The sequence below is a fragment of the Achromobacter sp. ACM03 genome (genome assembly GCF_014851665.1).
GTDB lineage: Bacteria > Pseudomonadota > Gammaproteobacteria > Burkholderiales > Burkholderiaceae_B > Achromobacter > Achromobacter aegrifaciens.
Map to the genome: position 1 here is coordinate 127,043 of NZ_JACVAD010000004.1, position 19,119 is coordinate 146,161.

Genomic DNA, 19,119 nt, shown 5'->3' on the forward strand with positions numbered 1-19,119 from the left:
AGCCGCGAGTGTTCGGAGGCGCCGGTCAAAGCGCAAAATTTTACCCCGATAAGGTACCTGGCGGCGCGCATCGCCTATTAGCGTCCGGCGCGAGGCAGCAGCCCCAACGCTAGGGCAGTGCCTGCGAGAATGATGGCGGCGCCAGCGAGGATTGAAGGCGTCAACGCTTCTCCTAGGAACCAGACGCCCCACAATAGTCCAAAAATGGGGACAAGAAACGTAACACTGACGGCACCGGTCGGCCCTACATTGGCGATCAGGCGAAAAAAAATGATGTAGGCCATTCCCGTGCAGACGACGGCTAGCACGGCGATTGCCAGCCAGGCTCGAAGGGAGACTGGCTGTTCGGGCCTAGCCAGGATGGCCAGAGGCAACAACAGCAGGGATGCTGCCAGCATGCTGCCGGTCGCGTTCACCAACGCGTCCACTCCGGTCAGATAACGTTTGGTCCAATTGGCGGCCAAGCCGTAGAAGACTGGCGCGGAAATCGCGGCTAATACGGGTAGTCCGGAACCGCCGTCGCTGAAATCAAGTTTGTCCCATACCAGCACCACGATGCCCCCCACGCTGATAAGCAAGCCGAGAGCTCGCATGCGAGGTAGCCGGTCTTTCAGCCAGAGCCAGCCTATCACCGCGCCCCAGACAGGGGTTACGGCATTGGCGACAGACAGTAAGCCGGCGCCTAGAGATTGTGCGGCGTATGCAAACAGCAGGAAGGGCAGTGCCGCGTTGAATGCACCTACGACCAGGATTGCCCGCCAATGACGCGCTATTAGGGGCAGCCTGCCGCGCCATATGGCGGCAGGTAACAGAAAAAGGGCAGCAAGGCCCACCCGCAGCTCGATCAGCGCAATGGGCCCGAACTCGGGCACAGCTACGCGCATGAATAGAAAGGAGCCGCCCCAGACGGCCGCCAGCAGGAGCAGGTCCAACAGGTCGCGGTGACGCATGCTTGATTGTTCCCGTGAAGTGCTATTTCCGCGAACTGGCCAGGTTCCTCATTTTGATGCGATGGGCCAGCAAGGCGCAGGTCAGGGAGAGGACAATACACAGCACCAGACCCGCGCGCACTCCGTTTAGTACTGTGCTATGGGAAATGATGATGCCGACCACGGCAGTCCCCAGCGCGCTGCCGATGGCGCGCGTGGTCTGGACCAGGGCGGAGGCCACGCCCACATCGCGCCGCTCGCTCAGCATCTGCATGAACAGAGTCAGGTTCGGAAGCAGGAAGCCCAGCGCACAGCCGTTGACAAAGAAGGCGGCCAGGATCCACCAGGCCGAGGTCCCCGGCGAGATAAGCAGCACCATCAGCGAACCAGCTGCCAGCAGGAAGCCGCCGAACACCATCAGGCGCTGCGGTTCGGTCTGCTTGGGGAACAGGCGGCCGTTGATGATGCTGCCCACCGAAATCGCGGCAACCAGCGGCGTGAGCAGCAGCCCAGCCTCGCTGGGGGTGTAGTTCAGTACCTGTTGCAAGAGCAGCGGGCTGTAGAAGATCAGCACGAACATGACCGCGCCCACCATCATCGCCGCCAGGTTCAGCAGGCGGGATTCCGCGCCGCCGAGCACGCGCAGCGGAAAGATGGGTGAGCTTACGCGCCGTTCCGTGGGAATCAGGATGGCGATAGCCGCCACACCCACCACCGCCAGGCCCAAGCCCAGCATGGGGTGGGCATGGTCGCCGCTGGCAAACGCCAGTTCCAGCGCGGCCAGCGGCGCGCCCACCGCCAGTACCAGCAGGATGGCGCCCAGCCAGTCGATCTTGCGGCTGCCGTCGTGGATGGGGCGGATGCGGGGAAAGTAGCGGGCCAGCAGGAAAAACGCACCCGCGGCCGCGATCGGCGCAATGAAGAAGGCCGCGCGCCAGCCCAGCGCCTGCGTCGCGGCCCCGCCCAGAACCGGCCCGATGCCGCTGGCCATGGCGAACGCCGCTGACACCAGCGCCATCCAGCGCACCCGCTGCTTGGCATCGGGGAACAGGTCAGCCGGCGCGGCGAATGCGGTCGCGATCATCATCCCGCCGCCTATGCCCTGCAGCGACCGGAAAATGATCAGCTGCATCATGCTTTGCGACAGGCCACAGGCGATAGAGCCCAGTGCCACGATCAGCACCGACAGCAACATCAGGGGCTTGCGGCCAAACATGTCGCCCAGCCGCCCGAAAATCAGGATGGACGCCGCGGTGGCCAGCAGATAGCCCGTTCCCACCCAGGCGTACAGCGCCATGCCGTTCAGCGCCTCGGCCACGCGCGGCAGCGTGGTGCTGATAATGGTGGAATCCAGCGCGGCCAGGACTACCGTCGCCGAAACCCCCGCCATGCCCATCAGCAGGTCGCGTCGTGTATGGGCGGGGGCGGTTGGGGGCGGTGATTCGGGCGGCGGCGTCATGCCGCAGAGCATATCACCCGCGCGTCAGGGATTTCACTTATAGAAGGTGTGATAACCCCAGAAAACCGCGATGACCAGCACCACCATGATCCAAGACCAACGCGAATTGGACAGTCCGCGCGGCTCTGGTTCGGGGGGAGGGGGCGGCGGCGCGAGGCGGGGCTGGGCGGCCATGTAGTCGATGAAGGTGGCGAAGAACTTCTGGATGATCTTGTCGCCGGCCTTGAGCAACATCCCCTCACCGTATTCCGCCAGCTTGCCGCCGGTCATGCAGGCGACGGTATAGGCGACCCGCGTGCCTTGGTCCTTGGTGCTGAGATTGATCTGCGCGGTTCCGATGGCCAGGCAGGCGGCGCGGCCCTTGCCTTCGAAGACCAGCGTGCAGCTGTTGTGCGGGTCGACGTCGGACATCAGGATTTCGCCATCGTAGTCCGTGTCGATGCCGGCAACCTTGGCGTGCAGTTTGACGGCGTACTCGGTCGGACTGAGTTGGGCGACCTCCACGCAGCCCGGAATACATCGCTGCAATACGGCGGGGTCGGTCAGAGCATCCCAAGTCTGGTGCTGGGTCGAAGGAATCCACTGGGCATCTGCAATGCGCATGGCTGTCTCCTTGCTTGGTACAGTCCCGTCTTCATTGTGGACCCAATCCGCGCAAAACGCCAATATCGGCCTGATTGGATCCGAAGTCTCCAATCGAACAGGCAGGATGCACGGAGTAAAATCATGGCCTCTCCACCGTCCTCGGCCGGTGCTCTTATTTTGCGCATATAGCCTATGACTATCCTCGTTACTGGAGGCGCCGGTTTCATCGGAGCCAATTTCGTCCTCGATTGGCTGGCGCGCAGCGACGAGTCCGTCGTCAATCTGGACAAGCTGACCTATGCGGGCAACCCACAGAGCCTCCAGGAGCTGGATGGCGATAAACGGCATGAATTGGTTGTTGGCGACATAGGCGATGTCTTGCTCGTCAACGATTTGTTGAAGCGCCATCGGCCGCGGGCGGTCATCAATCTGGCGGCGGAGTCTCACGTGGATCGTTCCATATATGGGCCGGAAGCGTTCATCCAGACCAATATCGTTGGCACGTTTCGGTTGCTGGAGGCGGTAAGGGCCTATTGGAGTGAACAGGATCCTGCGGCGCGCGCCAGTTTTCGTTTTCTGCACGTGTCGACGGACGAGGTCTATGGCTCATTGTCCGCGGATGGCGATGCGTTTACTGAAACGCACCGGTATGAACCCAACAGCCCATATTCGGCGAGCAAGGCTGCCAGCGACCATCTTGTGCGCGCGTATCACCATACCTATGGCTTGCCGTTACTGACGACGAATTGCTCCAACAACTATGGCCCCCTCCAGTTTCCGGAGAAGCTGATTCCCTTGGTGATCGCCAACGCCCTGGCCGGCAAGCCTTTGCCGTTGTATGGCGATGGCCTGCAAGTGAGGGACTGGCTGTACGTGAAGGACCATTGCAGTGGTTTGCGCCGAGTGTTGGAGGCAGGTCGCGTGGGTGAGACCTATAACATCGGCGGTTGGAACGAGCGTCCGAACCTGGACGTGGTTCAGGCAATCTGTAACTCGCTGGACGAGCTGCGGCCTCGGGCAGACGGCGTTTCATATAAGCAACAGATCGCGTTCGTCAAGGATCGGCCCGGCCATGACCGCCGTTATGCCATCGATGCATCGAAGATCAGCGATGAGCTGAATTGGCGCCCAGCGGAAACATTCGCCACTGGTCTGAGCAAGACCGTGCGGTGGTATCTCGACAATGGTGACTGGGTGGAGGACATCGTCAATGGCGCCTACCACCGGAATTGGGTGGACACACATTACTCCGAGTAGCTTTCCCGCGGACTGTCCGGCCCGAAGTGCTGTTCATCGGGCAGACCTTGGGGGGGCGCAGGATCAGTTTGCGGGTGGTATCGCAACGCAGCAGTACCCGCCCTTGCGGAGGACGTTAAGGCCGGAAAGCGCTGCCGGCAGGTAGTTGCACTGAGTGATTGCGCCTGGCGATCCGAGCGCCTGCAAAAAGCGTATGAGCTTATCGCCGGGCAGATCGCCGCCATATGCCAGTTCCGATACATAGAGCGCGTGTATCGGCCGACGCAGGTAGCTGAACGCATAGTAGGTCAAATGGTCCACGACTAGATGCGCCGCGCCGTCGCCGCGTATGCCGCATTGGTTCGTCAGCTCCCGGATGGTTTCGCGCCGCTTGTCGAAGTCCAGCGCGGGGACCGACAGCCATTGGTCGGGCACCGTGGCGGCGGGAGGATCGGAACGCTTCCACACTTCTGGTGCGAGGTGCGCGCTGAAGATCGACATGCTGGCCAGCGCGAACAACAAGCATGCGCAACGTGCAAATTGCAGGCCAGGCCACATCAACCATCTGGGCGCGTGGGCGGGCAAGGCGAGCAAGAGCATCATGAGGACTAGCGGCAAAACCTGTGCGGCGCCGTAGAAAAACCAATATTTGTAGAAAAACAGGTTGGCGCAAAGTCCCACGGCCAAGGCAGTGGCGAGTAACGCCCGCGGTGTCGCCATTTTCTGGCGCAGCCATGTTGCCGGCAGCCATAGCAAACTGGCGGCCAAAATGCCAAAAATGGCGACCTCGATCAGGAGTCGGATGATAGGGTTCATCCAAGTCGCCATGGGTGGCACAATCATGGGCGGCAGCCAACCCGATTGGAAGGTCGCGGCAAACATGACATGTTCCGCGATCTTGCCGGGCGCGCTCAACAGATTGCCGATTCCTTCCCGCAGGAAGGCCTCCGGGGCGTGGAACAGTAGCGAGGGATTCAGGAAGTTACCGGCCAGGGTGGCTTGTACTCCAGGCGCTTCCGGACAACTGGATAGCGTCGATCCCCAGCGGTATGTGGTGTAGGCGGCCCACAACACGAAGGTGATGAGCGGCCAGCGAATAGCCGAAGAACGGTGTCGGGTCACGAACCAGGCCGCGAGCAGCACCGCAGGAGTGAAGAAGATGCTCTTCGGATGTACAAAAAAGAAGGCGGAGGCTACGGGAAAGTACAGCATGGGCCATACCCATGAGATTTTTCCATCGTTCTGCTGGTTCGCGGTAGCCGTCATGCAGAAGAACATCAGGCCCAGGGTGATCCATTGTTCGGGTCGGGCCATCACCCAGAGGAAGGGAAGTATGCCCAGGGCGGGCAACACCATGAGCGCGGACAGCAGACTCAATGTGGCGCGTGCGTTGTGAGCGCTGCGCCGCGCCCAAAGGCCGAAGCAAGCCACTATCGCCAGAGCTGTGGCGACTCCCGCCAGCCGTAGGCCCAGGGGGGAAAGGTTGCCGTACAGAACGGAAAAAAATGCGGCGCCCGGGTAGAACGCCCAAGGCAGAGGGGAATTGAACACCGCCCGGCATTGAGGGAAGAAGGAGACCAGTACGCCATCAGGTTCGAAGAACCTGGCTTGGCCCCATTTGGTGACAACTTCATCCGAGTACAGGGGCAGGCCCGAACCCGCGATCAGAAGGGCGGCGAAGACGCCAAGAACCAGGAGGGAAAGCAGATCCCCCGCCGCGACCAGGCGGTCTGCAGGCCGAGGCGCCGTACTGTTATTGGCTATCATATGCGCGGAGGGAATGGAGTCACTGGCCTGGCGCGATTATACCGGCGAGGCGAGGGCGCTTCGCGCCTACATGCGTGGTGGCTTTCGCAGTACGATGCGTCCGCTGCGCAGAAGCTGAAAATGCCCCGAATTTTGTATCCTTGATGAACATCGACATGAATATTGGACGACCCGATTGCCCCATTTCCCTCGCGGGAGGTGCAGTTTGCGCACGTTGATTGTCAGTCAGTATTTTTGGCCGGAGGGTTTCCGGATCAATGAGATCAGCAGCACCTTGGCCGAGCGCGGGATGGAAATCGATGTTCTGACGGGGAAGCCGAACTATCCGGAAGGAAAGATCTATTCAGGGTACCGGATGTTCGGAGTGCAGCGTGAGCAGTTCCACAACGTGAATATCACGCGGGTGCCCTTGATTCCCCGCGGCAAGGGGGCGGTGCGCCTGACGCTGAATTACCTGTCGTTCATTTTTTCAGGGTTGTTGTTCGGGCCGTGGCTCATGCGCCGCAAGTCCTACGATGCGGTTTTCATCTGCGCCTTGTCGCCGTTGTTGCTGGCCATACCTGGCCTGTTGTTAGCGAAGCTCAAACGCGCGCCGGTGGTGATCTGGGTATTGGATCTTTGGCCGCAGAGCCTGTCGGCGACGGGCCATGTCAAGAACCGTTTCGTCTTGGGTGTAGTCGAGCGGATCGTGCGTTTCATTTATAGCCGGGCCGACTTGATACTTGTCCAGTCGGAAGCGTTTGTTGATCCGATACGCAAGCTCGCGCCGGGCAAACCCATTGAGTACTATCCCAATTCGGTCGACGACAGTTTTTCGCGGGTGCCTACGGAAGCGCCGCCCGACGTGCCGGGGCTGGACGGCGAATTTGTCGTCATGTTCGCGGGTAATATCGGCGCGGCGCAGGCTGTGGAAGTGATAGTCGCTGCCGCCGCGCTGTTGCGCGAGCATCAGGGCATCCAGTTCGTTGTTCTGGGGGGAGGCAGCCGCAGGGAGTGGATGCAGCAACAGGTGGCGGTGCTGGGCCTGGAGAACTTGCACTTGCCAGGCCGCTTTCCGGTGGAAACCATGCCTGCCTTCATGCAGCGTGCGTCGGCACTGCTGGTGACGCTGGCCGACCAGGAGATCTTCGCCGCTACCGTTCCCAACAAGGTGCAGGCCTATATGGCGTCGGGCAAGCCTATCCTGGCGTGCCTCAATGGCGAAGGCGGGCGGCTGGTGGAAAAGGCACAGGCAGGCATCGCGGTGCCCGCCGAGGATGCACAGGCTTTGGCTGCGGCCATCCGGCGCCTTGCCGATATGCCGCAAGAGGCGCGGGTGCGCATGGGTGAAAATGGGCGGCGCTACTACGAAGAGCATTTCAACCATGATCGGCTGGTGGATCAATTGGCCGAGGTGCTTGAAACGGTATCGCGTGAAAAGTCAAAATCGGCGTGAGCCCCAGCGTCTGATGCTGTCAGGCAGGGGACGCGACGGCCACACCTCTGTGGCGCCGAAACTTGAATGACAAAGGCGCTCGGGTACGACCGCACCCGGGCAATATCGAATCTGCTAGAGAAAATTGTGAAGAGAGTCTTTGATTTGTTGCTCAGCCTGTTTGCCGCACTTGTGCTGCTGATACCGGTGATTATTGTTGCGCTCTCGGTCAGGCTGACTTCGCCCGGCCCCGTGCTGTACTGGAGCGACCGGGTGGGCCGTAACAACCGAATTTTCAAGATGCCCAAATTCCGCAGCATGAAAGTGGATACGCCAGCCGTCGCGACACATTTGCTGCCCGATCCCGCAGCATGTTTGACTCCTGTCGGTGGCTTCTTGCGCAAAAGCAGCCTGGACGAACTGCCGCAGCTGTGGAGCATTATCGTCGGCGACATGAGTTTTGTCGGTCCGCGCCCAGCACTGTTCAATCAGGATGATCTGATCGCTCTGCGAACCGAGGCCGGCGTGGATGCGCTCACGCCCGGATTGACGGGATGGGCCCAGGTCAATGGCCGCGATGAATTGCCGATCCCCGACAAGGTCCGCCTCGATATCGAATACATGGAAAGGCAGTCCGTATCGTTCGATATCCGCATTCTCTGGATGACTTTCGTCAAGGTGCTGCGCCGGGACGGCGTTTCACATTGATTCGGGCAAGTCTCTTTTTTCCGAGCGTTTGTCCCTGAACATCCATCGCAAGATTGAGTAGATAACCACGGGAATCAAGGTCCAGATCAACCCGTGGTCATAAAAAATGGGCCCCTCGCCGGGCACCTGAGAAAAATGATATCCGGCAACGGCGCCCATGATGCCAAAGGCGCCCACGGTTGCGCTTGCGGTAATCGGCAGGCACGTGATCAGCGCCATGACTATGGACGCACAAACCATGGCGAAGAGTGCAATCGGCCACCCTCCAAGTGAGTAACCCGAGATGTGGACGGCTGCGGGTGCGGTGCCACGCCCTTCGAAGCCATCGCGGCCGAAGACCCGGGTATAGATGTAGGTGCTGGGGCGACAAGCCGGTCCCACACGGGCCTGAGCCAGTATGCCGCCGCACACGTAGCCTTCTTCAGTAAACACCTGGAAGTAGAAAGGGTACAGGATCGCCATGCGGGTCAAACCGGAGAATATCGTTTCCGGAGCTCGGGTGAAGGCCAGCTTGGGCGTGTCCAGAGCTTCGCTCAATGCCCCTTTGTCGGGGCGTCCTTCTGGCTGCGCCGGGGGAGTTGCCCGCTGGTGTGAGGATATTTCGGGAACATGCGGGTCACTGGAGGTGTCCGCATAGCGGAACACATGGCTGGAAATCAGCAGATAAGTCGCGAACAACGCCACGGTGCCGATTGCTGCCTTGAAATATGGCCGTCTTTGGCTATGAGCGAAAACAGTCAGGATAAGACCGGCCGCAAATACCAGAAAAGGCCATTTCATGTTTAGCAGGACCATGTACAGGGCGACGAGACCCGCCACGACTATGGTCGTAACCCTCCAGAACATTGTCGGCGAGCGTATCCATCGGATCTGCGCGTAAACGGCGAGAAATGGCAGTATGGACATCAGGACCGCCATAGTCCAGAAACGCATTCCACTCAGTATTTGAAATCGAATCTCGACAGACGATACGGCATCGGTGCCCGTGCCGTACAGTGAAAATGCCTTGGCCTGCCACAAATGGTAGCCCACATGAGCTAGCGCGAGACCGGTCACAACCAGATAGTCAATGCGGCGTATTTCGGGGATTCGGTCACAAAGTCGCTGTACCGGCATTTCCAGAAAGCGCCGTATCAGGATAACGATAATCGGCGTCATCAAAAATGGCAAAAATAATAGCAGCCAGTACAGTGGCGTAAAGAGAGTTGGAAAATCGTAAATGACCGCGTAGCTCGGGATTTTCTGCAGTTGGTGGCGACCGAACGGCGTGGCAAAAAGTATATTTCCAAGGACTACAGTAAGAAAAAACGCCGCCAAAAAAATAATCGGCGACATATTTCGGATAATCCAGGGTCGTAGCGTATTTTTTTTCAATCTCTAGTCCATGGCTTGCTTGCTATTTGCGGAGTATAGGCAAACGTCGCCCTGTCGCGTACTGTCCGTAAGTCCTAAACTGTAGCGAAGTGTTAGGGCAAGGATGCGCTTCTTGTTCGCCAAAGGCAAGTGGGCGTCAGGAGTAGAAGGCTGGGGTATGGTGCCGTGGGAGGGGGCAGTAGCGCGCGGAGCCGCGGCGTAGATGATATTTTTTGAGACGAGCGGCCGGATGGACCGGGTGCTCGAAGTCTCATGAATGCTTGGCTGCCCGCGGCCGTCGGGCAGCATCATTCTTTTGGTCCGCTTTTTTAGAGAAGTCTTCAGCCCGGAAGAGCTAAACCTTAGGGCGGGCGTACAGCGTGCGCCAGGCAATATAAATCGCCATCGGAATCAGAGTCCATACTAAGCCATGGTCATAGAACAATGGCCCTTCTCCCGGTACCTGAGAGAAATGATAGCCCGCGACTGCCCCCATGATGCCAAGGGCTCCGACCATGGCGCTGGCGCCAGTGGGTAGGCAAGTGATCAAACCGAGAATGACCGAGGCGCAAACCATGGCAAAAAGCGCGACCGGCCATCCTCCGAGGGAATAGCCAGAAATATGTACAGCAGTTGGTGCAGTGCCTCGACCTTCGAAGCCATCGAGTCCGAAGACTCGGGTGTAGATATATGTGCTGGGACGGCACACGGGGCCACGACGGGCTTGTTCGAGAATGCCGCCGCAGACGTTACCTTCCTCAGTGAAAATTTGATAGTAGAAGGGGTAGAGAATTGCCATCCGCGTGAGTCCGGAGAAAAGGATCTCTGGCGCGCGACGCAAGGCGGTTTTGGGTAAATCAATTGCTTCATTAAGAAGCTGGGTCCCGCTCTTTGTCGATGATTGCGGCTCTGGCGTGGAGGTTTGGACAGGCCCTACAGGAGTTTCAGTGGGCGACGTCTCGCTTTGTTCAGGCTGTATTGAGGCGTTGGCGTCAGGCTCGATCTCCTGGCGGGTCTGCGCGACCTGTTCCTGAGCGATCGGGGCCTCCTGTTGGGGCGCAGCCGCTTTTTTGGCGCTATCTCGGGAGATGGCGTTAGTTTTTGGCGGGAGAGTCTTATGGGAATGGCTGCCTACAGCGGGGGCTGCGTTAGCTTGAGTAGCAGCAACGGGCGTGGATACGGCAGGTTCCGGCTGAGGGTCGCTCTCGGGTTGAGCGCTGGTTTCGTTGACAGGCGCAAGCTCGGGCGAGTTCTCGCCAACCGTTGATGAATCGACTTCGGCCACAACCGTAGGCGGGACTGGATCGGCCAGTCGGAATACGTGGGTGGAAATTATCAAATAGGTGGCGAATAGGACCACCGTTCCGGCGGAAACCTTTATGTATGGATAGGTCTTGCTATATGCAAAAATGGTCAGGATGAGGGCTGCCGCGAATACGAGAAAAGGCCACTTCATATTCAGCAGAATCATGTATACCGAGACGATGCTGACAACGGTGATCGTGGCAAATACCCAAAAAATTCCGGAGCGGCGAATCCAACGAATCAGGGCATACACCGCCAGATACGGCAAGATAGACATCAGAACCGCCATGGTCCAGAAGCGAAGCCCCGAAAGAATCTGAAAGCGGATCTCGACTGACGAAACTGGATCGACACCCGTGCCATACAGCGAGAACGCATTCGCTTGCGACAGACTGTAACCTACATGGCAAAGAGCGATGACGGTGAAAACGGTGTAGTCGAGCGGTCGGATTTCCGGGATTTTCGCGCACCACCGGTGAATTGGCGATTCCAAGGTGCGCCGCACCAGAATGATAATGGGTGGCGCTATGAAAAATGGCAGTAACAAAAGCAGCCAGTAAAGCGGTGTGAAAATGGTCGGAAAATCATAGATCACCGCATAGTGCGGAATTCTCGCCAACTGTTCATGACCGAAATCCGTTGCGAACAACAAATTGCCCATGACGATTGTCAAAAAGAATGCCGCCAGGAAGATGATCGGCGCCATGTTCTTAATTATCCAGTGGTGCAGAACATCCGGCTTGGACCGGGAATTCAATATTGGCTCTTGCACGACAGACGATGGCATTGTTTCAAGCGAAGTGGATTTCATGTTGCACGATATCTTCAATAGCAGGTCTTGATAAGCAACCCAACCAACTCAACTGTGGATGAGATTGGATCCTAATGACCGGTACAGCCTCAGTAGGCAGGCCATGAGCACTGCCGCGAGCGTGGCAAGCCAAGCGGCGGCCCATCCGGCTGCAGTCCAGTTTATCTGTCCGTTGTAGATGGACGGAGGAGCCAGGAAATGCATGGCCACCAGCACAATCAAGACGAAGACGATCATTCTATAGTTGATTGTGAACCGTATGGCGTTTGATCCGGTCAAAAGCGTCAAGAAAAAGTACAACAGCGTACTTGCGGCATATGAAATTGCAAAATAGTCGAGCGAGTGCGCGCTCGAAGAGTACATGTAGGCCAGAAAAGCGACGCTATTGCTGATAGCCGCCAGCACGACCAATTGCTTCAGATGCCCGAGTACCTCGAATTTCTTCTGGGAATAGAGCGCCAGGGTGCTTAACATGATACCTAGCCCAATGAGAACCGCCCGGAAAAATGATACGTGCTGCAGATCAGGCGAAAAGTGCGTCAATTGTATTTTTGCGAATGACGCATAGACGAATATCGCGAACAGAAACAACACGACCAGAAGCGTGGTCGAGAACCTGATCAACTGGGAAAGCTCCTCTTCCTTTTTCTCACGGAACAGCCGGAAAATCATGGAATGGGCGATCAGCATGATCGGCATGGAAATGAATCCTGAAATGCCGATCAAGAGGTCTTTCGTGAACGCATAGCCCGCCACCCCCGGCCCTTCCACGCGGCCAAGGAAGAAGCGGTCGGTGTAGCTGTTGACCAGCATCAGCGAAAACCAGATGAACATGGGGCCGCCATAGGCCAGCAGCTTGGAATTCTCAAGCGCAGGTTCCTTCGCCGCCAGGCGGCGCTGGCGCTTGCGCAATACACTGGTAAACCAAGTCCAGTGAATATACAGAAGCAGGGTAATGAGGCCGGCCAGGAACCCCGCGCCATAACCTGCGACGGACACTGCGAGCGAATGGGTGTTGGACAGAATCGCGTAGGCGGCGAAGAGCAATTGGGTAATGCTGAGGGTGATCGCGCTGATGACCTGACTGCGCATCCGTCGCTCCGGCTGGAATAGGGCGACGGCTACATAGAAGAGCCCTTGCGCAGCAGTCAGAAACAAGACGCTCGCGCTTAGCGCCCGATCATGAAACAGCGATAGAAAGATGCCGGAAGTGATCAGGGCCGTCAGCGAGGCCGAAACAATGGCTATCCGCAACACCTGCGTGACGAATGCCGCTTTCCCTTTGCGCAGGGGGAAGTAAAAGATGATCGCGCTGGCAATCCAGCTTGAAGCTATCTGCGCGCCGATCACGCCCGCGGCAATCGCGGCGGAATAAGTTACATAATCGTTGGGCGGAAAGTTCATGTACATGGCGACCATGTACACGATCATGGACAGAGCCGGGAAAACTTTCACTGCGAGGTATAGGAAGAGGCCCCGTATCATGCCAAAACTTTTTAATGAAAAGGAAGGGTCGATGGTTGTCGCGGCTCCCGCATCTCACGGGCGGTCCTACTGCTCCGAATCCTGAAAAATAGTTCGGACCAGTTTTTTTCCTTGTTGCAGGGCGGTCTTGTGCTGCCGACAGAAGGCGGCTGCGCCCTGCGCGGATAGCTGGGCGGCACTGTAATTCACGCCTGCGTTGCTTCGCAGGCATTCGGCCAAGCCTTCCGCGGTGACGTCATCCAGAACGAGCAGGTGTGCATAGTACTCCTGTGGGATGCCAGGTAGGCGGGAAGAGACCACGGGAACGCCCGTGGCCATGTATTCCAGCAGCTTGGATGGAAAGGAATATTGCAGATAGGCGTCGCCCGGGATGCGCGCGTTGACCAGAAAGCTGGCGTTGCGCGACAGCGCCTTGACGTCTTCAGGCGGAATGCTGCCCAGGTAGTGTATGTGGGGGTGTTCGCTCGCGGCCCGGCGCACGGCTGCGTTCATGGAGCCCGCCCCGCATAGGACCAGATGGACCTCGCCGCCCAGTTGCTTGACGGCCTCGATGAGAATGCCTACTCCATAGGGCTCAGCCAGGCCACCAGCGTAGAAGACAAAGCCCTTGGTCAGCCCGTATTTGTTCAGAATCTCGGCATCTTGCTGGTTCTGTGCTTCATCAGGCACATCGCTGGCCTCCGCCACGCCCTCCAGGACTGCCGTTCGTTTGCCGCTCCAGGAGGGGCGCGATTGGACCAGTTCGGAGGTGATTCCTATGATGCCCGTCGCCCGGTCGCTCAGGCTCAACACCAGCGATGTGTCGATCCGCTTCAGGAAATTGAACAGGCGGCTGCGTTTGACGCCGACATTCATGTACTGCGGCAGGTCGGGAACATAGATATAGAAGGGGATCCGGAACCACTTGGAGAGGACCGCCGCAGAAAGCACCAGAGGAGTGTGCAGTGAGTACACCAGGATGGCCGAGGGACGCTCACGCTTTTGGCGCAGGCACCGCCAGCCAGCCCTCAGGATGGAGATGGTGCGCGACATGTGGCTGAGAAAGGGCATGTTGATGTAGCCGACAGCCTGGGCTTGCTGTCCGTGGGCGTCGACGCCTTTGAATGCCTTCAGCAAGACGGTACGGTTGCGCGGAAAGATCCGCGCAGGGTATAGGCCAATCGTTTCGACCTCGACGTCGTTTTGCCGCAGACCGTCTACGATCCGTGATTCGAGCTTCCGCGCGGCGTACTGATGGTTCTTCTCCGCCTTGTCGTGTAGGTCGAAATACGCCTGGGGGCAAAAGAAACCCAGGTGCAGCAATCGCTTTTTTTCAGACACGATTTTTTTCCCGTTATCGCATTCAGGGTATGGATTTGTGCGCGGAATGCGCGGAGAAACCACCTGGCGCAGACATGGCCAGCAATAACGCGGTCAATGTCGCATAGAGGCCTATGGTGCGCATGCCCCGGAACATCAGTTCGGTGAGGCCGAATGCTGCAAACCCCAGGCAGACGACGAGCCCCATGGCGGTTGCGGACTTTCCGTCCGGGCTGCCTTGGCGTAAGCGTCTGAGGAAATAGGCGCTAGGCGCAAGATATATGGCAAGCAACGCTGCAAGCCCTGGCAGGCCGTAGTTGGCCATGGCATACAGCAGGTCGTTGTGAGGCTCGCCAAAGTTTGCCGCAACCGTCGGCGAAACCTTGCCGTGCGCGGCCTGTTCCTGCAATTTTTCAGGGAACAGGCTGCCGCTGCCATTGCCGGTAAGCGGAGCGGCGCGGAACATTCTCCAGGCTGCGGACCATAACTGAAGCCGCGTGCATATGGAGGTGTCAGCCAATTTGTCGTTGCGGCATTGAACGACTTCGTTGGCCGCCAGTTCTACGCGGCTGCGCAAATCGTGATTGGCGTAGAGGACAGCCGCGCAGCCAGCAATGACCGCGACGAATATGCCCGCCTTCAAGACCCAGCGTCGTTGCCCGGCCAGCGCGAGCGCCACCAGGGAAAAGACGGGGACCGCCAGCCAACCGCCGCGGGTCAACGTCAGCGCGAAGGCATAGATCGCCACACCGCCCGTGACAAGTTTTGCGGCGGCTTCAAGCCTGGGCCAGCGTGTGGTGCGCGATCCGAGCGCGAACAGCATGAGCACGCCCAGAAGCAAGGTCAGGTTGCCGTAGGAGACAGCGTTGTACTCCTCGGGCTCTGGACGCTCGCCAGTGATCCAGGCTAGATGGATGATGGTGATGCTGGCGACCCAGGCGGCTGCCGCGAGGCCCCACAACGTGAGTTTGAGCCTTTCGCGGTCGATTTGCGCCAGGCTGGCGACGATCAATGCTATCGCCCAGAACCGGAGGCCGCGTTCAAGATCCGACCCATGCAACCTCGCATCCAACAAGGCAGAACTGAGGAGCGGCGTCAGCGGAGCCAGCGCCAGCGATACAACCAGCGGCCAGTAGCTATGCCAGTACGGAGTGCGGGATGGTTCGGATTGGCGGGCCTCCAGGCACAGGCCGACTAGGCTGAAGACGCAGGCCGCGTAGAACGCAACGCTGCCCCCGCGGCTAGTGCTGACAGTCAGGACCGGCAGCAAGCCGATACAAAGCAGCAGGGCTACATCGCATGCGTTCTTGACTGCCCGGGGGGACTGAGGAGGCGTGGCGACGTCCATGGAAACAATCCTGGGGCAAATACTGATTGGTAGTGGCGTCGTGCTTGGAAGGACAAACTAACCAGGTGCCGGGGCATTCGGGGCAGGTTGCCCCGATGCCGTTTGCTCGCCAGCGGGTCGATCAGTATTTTTTCCACACGGTACGGTTCACGTAGTCCGTATAGCTATGGATGATCCGCACCACTTTTTCCGCCACGTTGGGCATGCTGTAGTCGGCCACCTGACGCAGGCTGCGCTCGGCTCCCCGGCCCTGCTTCTCCAGGATGGAGAGTCCTTGCAGCACACGGTCCAGCTCGAGGCCGACCATCATGACGGAAGCTTCCTCGAAGCCTTCAGGGCGTTCGTGGGCTTCGCGAATATTAAGCGCGGGAAAATTGAGAATGGAAGATTCTTCCGTGATGGTGCCGCTGTCGGAAAGCACCGCGCGGGCGTCTTTCTGCAGTTTGACATAATCGTGGAAGCCAAGAGGCTTGAGCAGACGCACCAGCGGATCAAACTGCAGCTGTTGCGCGTCAATACGCTTCTGTGTGCGCGGATGCGTGGAAACGATCACGGGCTTGCCGTAAGTCGTGGCCAGACCGTTGAAGATATCCGCGAGCTTGCGCAGATTGATCTCGGAATCGACGTTCTCTTCGCGGTGAGCGCTGATGACAAAGTACTCGCCCTCGGTCAGACCCAGCCGCGAGAGCGCATCCGAGGCGTTGATCGACGGTGCGTAGTGCGTCAGCACCTCGAACATCGGGCTGCCGGTCTTGATGACGCGGTCCGGAGGGCACCCTTCGGCCAGCAGATATTCGCGGGCAATGCTGCTGTAAGTGAGGTTGATGTCGGAAGTGTGGTCGACAATACGCCGGTTGGTTTCTTCCGGCACACGCTGATCGAAACAGCGGTTTCCGGCTTCCATGTGGAAAATGGGAATCTTGCGGCGCTTGGCAGGAATGGCGGCCAGGCAGCTATTGGTATCGCCCAAGATGAGGACGGCTTCGGGCTGCATTTCGGCCAGAACCTTGTCGACGGCAATGATGACGTTGCCGATGGTCTCGGCGGCGCTGCCCCCCGCTGCGTTGAGGAAATGGTCCGGGCGGCGGACGCCGAGATCACTGAAGAAGATCTCGTTCAGTTCGTAGTCGTAGTTCTGGCCGGTATGGACGATGATGTGGTCACAGTGCTCGTCCAGCTTGGCCATGACGCGCGACAAGCGGATGATTTCGGGGCGCGTACCAAGGACGGTAACGACTTTAAGTTTCTTGGTCATCTTGGATAATTAAACTTTGTGGCCGATGGTGTCGGGATTCTGCCGGTCGAAGATCTCGTTCGCCCATAGCATGACGACCATGTCGCCCTCGCCGATATTGGTGATGTCGTGCGCCCAGCCCGGAATGGTCTCGACGATGGTGGGCTCGTCGCCGTTGGTGAGGATTTCGAACGTCTCGTCGGTGACGATATGGCGGAAACCGAAACGAGCCGAACCCTTGATGACCAGAAATTTCTCGGTCTTGGTGTGGTGGTAGTGGCCGCCGCGTGTGATGCCGGGGAGCGCAGTGAAAAACGAAAACTGGCCAGCGTCGGGCGTCTTCAGCATCTCGACGAAAACGCCGCGCTGGTCACCGTACTTGGGTACGGTGTACGCGAATTGCGCCGGCTCCAGATAGCTCATGTAGGTCGAATACAGGGCACGCGTGAACCCGGTACCCACGCGAGGCGTAATGAGCGTCTGGCGGCTTTCCTTGAAACCGCGGATCTCCTCGGCCATGTCGCCGACGGTGGTGGAATAGATCGGGTCGACTTCCACGTACCCGTTAAGGCCGGGCTCTTCGGCGAGCAAGGCGATGAGTGCCTTACAGACATCGTCCACGTACACCAGGCGCACCTTGGCCGCGGGATCATTGATGGTGATCGGCAGATTGTGCGCGATGTTATGGCAGAAGGTTGCCACTGCAGAGTTGTAGTTCGGGCGGCACCATTTGCCGAACACATTGGGAAGCCGGAACAGGCGCACCGACGAGCCAGTCTGGCGCCCATAGGCCAGCAGCGCTTCTTCGGCGGCCAGCTTGCTGGCGCCGTAGGGATTTTCCAGCTCAGCCTGGATCGATGAGGTGTAGGCGATCGGCAAGGGGCGCTGACGCTTGGCGGCGAAATCGATCAGCGACTGCGTCAATTCCAGGTTGATTTCCTTGAACTCGGCAGGATCCTTGGGACGATTCGAACCGGCCAGATGAAAGACATAATCCGCTTCCTGGACCATGGCTTCCAGTTGCGCCAGCGTATGCTCGCGCGTGAATGCGAGCACTTCGAAATCCTTGCGTTCACCCAGCAATACACGCAGGTTTTTGCCGACAAATCCGTTGGCGCCGGTGATAAGCAGCTTCATTTAACCCTCGACTTCGGGAATGTCGTTGCGCTCAACGGCCTGGATGAAATCGAGCTTGCGCAGCAAGGCCACCATGCCGGCCACGTCCAGGCGTTCAGTATTGTGCGAGTTGTAGTCCTCGTATTGCGAAATCTTCGGTTCGCCTTGTTCGACGAACTTGCCGTAATTGAGATCGCGCAGATCGGGCGGCACGCGGTAGTAACCGCCCAAGTCCTCGGCGGCAGCCATTTCTTCGCGGCTCAACAGCGTTTCATAGAGTTTCTCGCCATGCCGAGTACCGATGACGTTGATCGGATGCCCTGGCTTCTTGAGGATGGCGAGCAGGGCTTCGGCCAGGGTTTCGATCGTGGCGGCGGGGGCCTTCTGCACAAAGATATCGCCGTTCGTGCCATGCTCAAACGCATACAGCACCAGATCCACCGCATCTTCCAGCGTCATCATGAAGCGGGTCATGTCGGGATCGGTGATCGTGAACGGCGTGCCGGCGCGGAACTGGTCGAAGAAGAGGGGAATGACCGATCCGCGCGACGCCATGACGTTGCCATAGCGGGTTCCACAGATGACGGTGCCCTTGCCGTCTAGGTTGCGCGACTTGGCAACCATCACTTTTTCCATCATTGCCTTGGAGATGCCCATGGCATTGATCGGATAAACGGCCTTGTCGGTGCTCAAGCACACGACGCGGCTTACATTATTGACAATGGCCGCTTCGAGTACGTTCTCGGTGCCCAGAACGTTGGTCCGCACGGCCTCCATCGGGTGGAATTCGCACGAAGGGACTTGCTTGAGCGCTGCCGCATGAAAAATGAAATCGACGCCGCGAGTAGCGTTCAGGATGCTTGTGTAGTCGCGTACATCGCCGATGTAGAACTTCAACTTCGGATTGTTGAAGCGCTTCCGCATATCGTCCTGCTTTTTTTCGTCGCGACTGAAAATGCGGATTTCGCCGATATCGGAATTAATGAATTGCTTCAGAACGGCATTGCCGAAAGAACCCGTGCCTCCGGTTATTAGCAAGGTCTTGTCGCGGAAAGTTTTATTGCTCATGG

At 58.5% G+C, this 19,119-nt stretch carries 15 protein-coding genes; 3 read left to right on the top strand and 12 right to left on the bottom strand.

The annotated features are described in order from the left end of the window. Positions 1 to 77: 77 nt before the first annotated feature. From IB257_RS19885 to IB257_RS19895, 3 genes are all read right to left on the bottom strand, one after another. Positions 78 to 950, bottom strand: a complete 873-nt coding sequence (locus IB257_RS19885) for a DMT family transporter (RefSeq protein ID WP_192492703.1) — start codon at positions 948 to 950, stop codon at positions 78 to 80. A 22-nt stretch (positions 951 to 972) separates the two neighbouring features. Further along, positions 973 to 2,325: an MFS transporter gene (locus tag IB257_RS19890; protein ID WP_192492787.1), complete on the bottom strand. Its 1,353-nt coding sequence runs from the start codon at positions 2,323 to 2,325 to the stop codon at positions 973 to 975. A 96-nt stretch (positions 2,326 to 2,421) separates the two neighbouring features. Continuing rightward, entirely contained in the window at positions 2,422 to 2,991 is a 570-nt protein-coding gene (locus IB257_RS19895; protein WP_175212978.1) for a CoxG family protein, read from the bottom strand. A gap of 174 nt (positions 2,992 to 3,165) precedes the next feature. Here IB257_RS19895 and rfbB point away from each other — a divergent pair, with 174 nt between their 5' ends. Next, a complete protein-coding gene (gene rfbB / locus IB257_RS19900) occupies positions 3,166 to 4,230 on the top strand; it encodes a dTDP-glucose 4,6-dehydratase (protein WP_125471190.1) in 1,065 nt (354 codons plus the stop codon). A 63-nt stretch (positions 4,231 to 4,293) separates the two neighbouring features. On the opposite strand, the gene IB257_RS19905 is transcribed toward rfbB, so the two are convergent. Then, the gene (locus IB257_RS19905) at positions 4,294 to 5,976 is read right to left on the bottom strand and encodes a hypothetical protein (protein ID WP_192492704.1); all 1,683 of its coding nucleotides are present in this window, start codon (positions 5,974 to 5,976) and stop codon (positions 4,294 to 4,296) included. 205 nt (positions 5,977 to 6,181) lie between these two features. Between IB257_RS19905 and IB257_RS19910 the strand changes: the two genes are divergently transcribed. Then, the gene (locus tag IB257_RS19910; protein WP_125471188.1) at positions 6,182 to 7,411 is read left to right on the top strand and encodes a glycosyltransferase family 4 protein; all 1,230 of its coding nucleotides are present in this window, start codon (positions 6,182 to 6,184) and stop codon (positions 7,409 to 7,411) included. Between the two features lie 126 nt (positions 7,412 to 7,537). After that, positions 7,538 to 8,098, top strand: coding sequence for a sugar transferase (locus IB257_RS19915; RefSeq protein WP_125471205.1), 561 nt, complete (start codon positions 7,538 to 7,540; stop codon positions 8,096 to 8,098). Here the strand turns inward: IB257_RS19915 and IB257_RS19920 are convergent. The 8 genes from IB257_RS19920 to IB257_RS19955 all read right to left on the bottom strand — a co-directional run bounded on the left by IB257_RS19920 (position 8,090) and on the right by IB257_RS19955 (position 19,117). Beyond that, positions 8,090 to 9,433, bottom strand: coding sequence for a hypothetical protein (locus tag IB257_RS19920; protein ID WP_175212980.1), 1,344 nt, complete (start codon positions 9,431 to 9,433; stop codon positions 8,090 to 8,092). The two genes, IB257_RS19915 and IB257_RS19920, sit on opposite strands and share 9 nt — an antisense overlap. Before the next feature lie 373 nt (positions 9,434 to 9,806). Then, positions 9,807 to 11,567, bottom strand: coding sequence for a hypothetical protein (locus IB257_RS19925; protein ID WP_192492705.1), 1,761 nt, complete (start codon positions 11,565 to 11,567; stop codon positions 9,807 to 9,809). Between the two features lie 48 nt (positions 11,568 to 11,615). Further along, positions 11,616 to 12,998, bottom strand: coding sequence for a hypothetical protein (locus tag IB257_RS19930; protein ID WP_175212982.1), 1,383 nt, complete (start codon positions 12,996 to 12,998; stop codon positions 11,616 to 11,618). A gap of 120 nt (positions 12,999 to 13,118) precedes the next feature. Then, positions 13,119 to 14,372, bottom strand: coding sequence for a glycosyltransferase (locus IB257_RS31860; RefSeq protein WP_125471184.1), 1,254 nt, complete (start codon positions 14,370 to 14,372; stop codon positions 13,119 to 13,121). Positions 14,373 to 14,394: 22 nt separating this feature from the next. Then, positions 14,395 to 15,699 carry an O-antigen ligase gene (locus IB257_RS19940; RefSeq protein WP_125471183.1) on the bottom strand — a complete coding sequence of 435 codons (1,305 nt, stop codon included), beginning with the start codon at positions 15,697 to 15,699 and terminating at the stop codon, positions 14,395 to 14,397. Positions 15,700 to 15,820: 121 nt separating this feature from the next. Further along, entirely contained in the window at positions 15,821 to 16,954 is a 1,134-nt protein-coding gene (gene wecB / locus IB257_RS19945) for a non-hydrolyzing UDP-N-acetylglucosamine 2-epimerase (RefSeq protein WP_175212984.1), read from the bottom strand. A 9-nt stretch (positions 16,955 to 16,963) separates the two neighbouring features. Continuing rightward, entirely contained in the window at positions 16,964 to 18,070 is a 1,107-nt protein-coding gene (locus tag IB257_RS19950) for a capsular polysaccharide biosynthesis protein CapF (RefSeq protein ID WP_125471181.1), read from the bottom strand. Next, positions 18,071 to 19,117 carry a polysaccharide biosynthesis protein gene (locus IB257_RS19955; protein ID WP_125471180.1) on the bottom strand — a complete coding sequence of 349 codons (1,047 nt, stop codon included), beginning with the start codon at positions 19,115 to 19,117 and terminating at the stop codon, positions 18,071 to 18,073. Positions 19,118 to 19,119 lie beyond the last annotated feature (2 nt).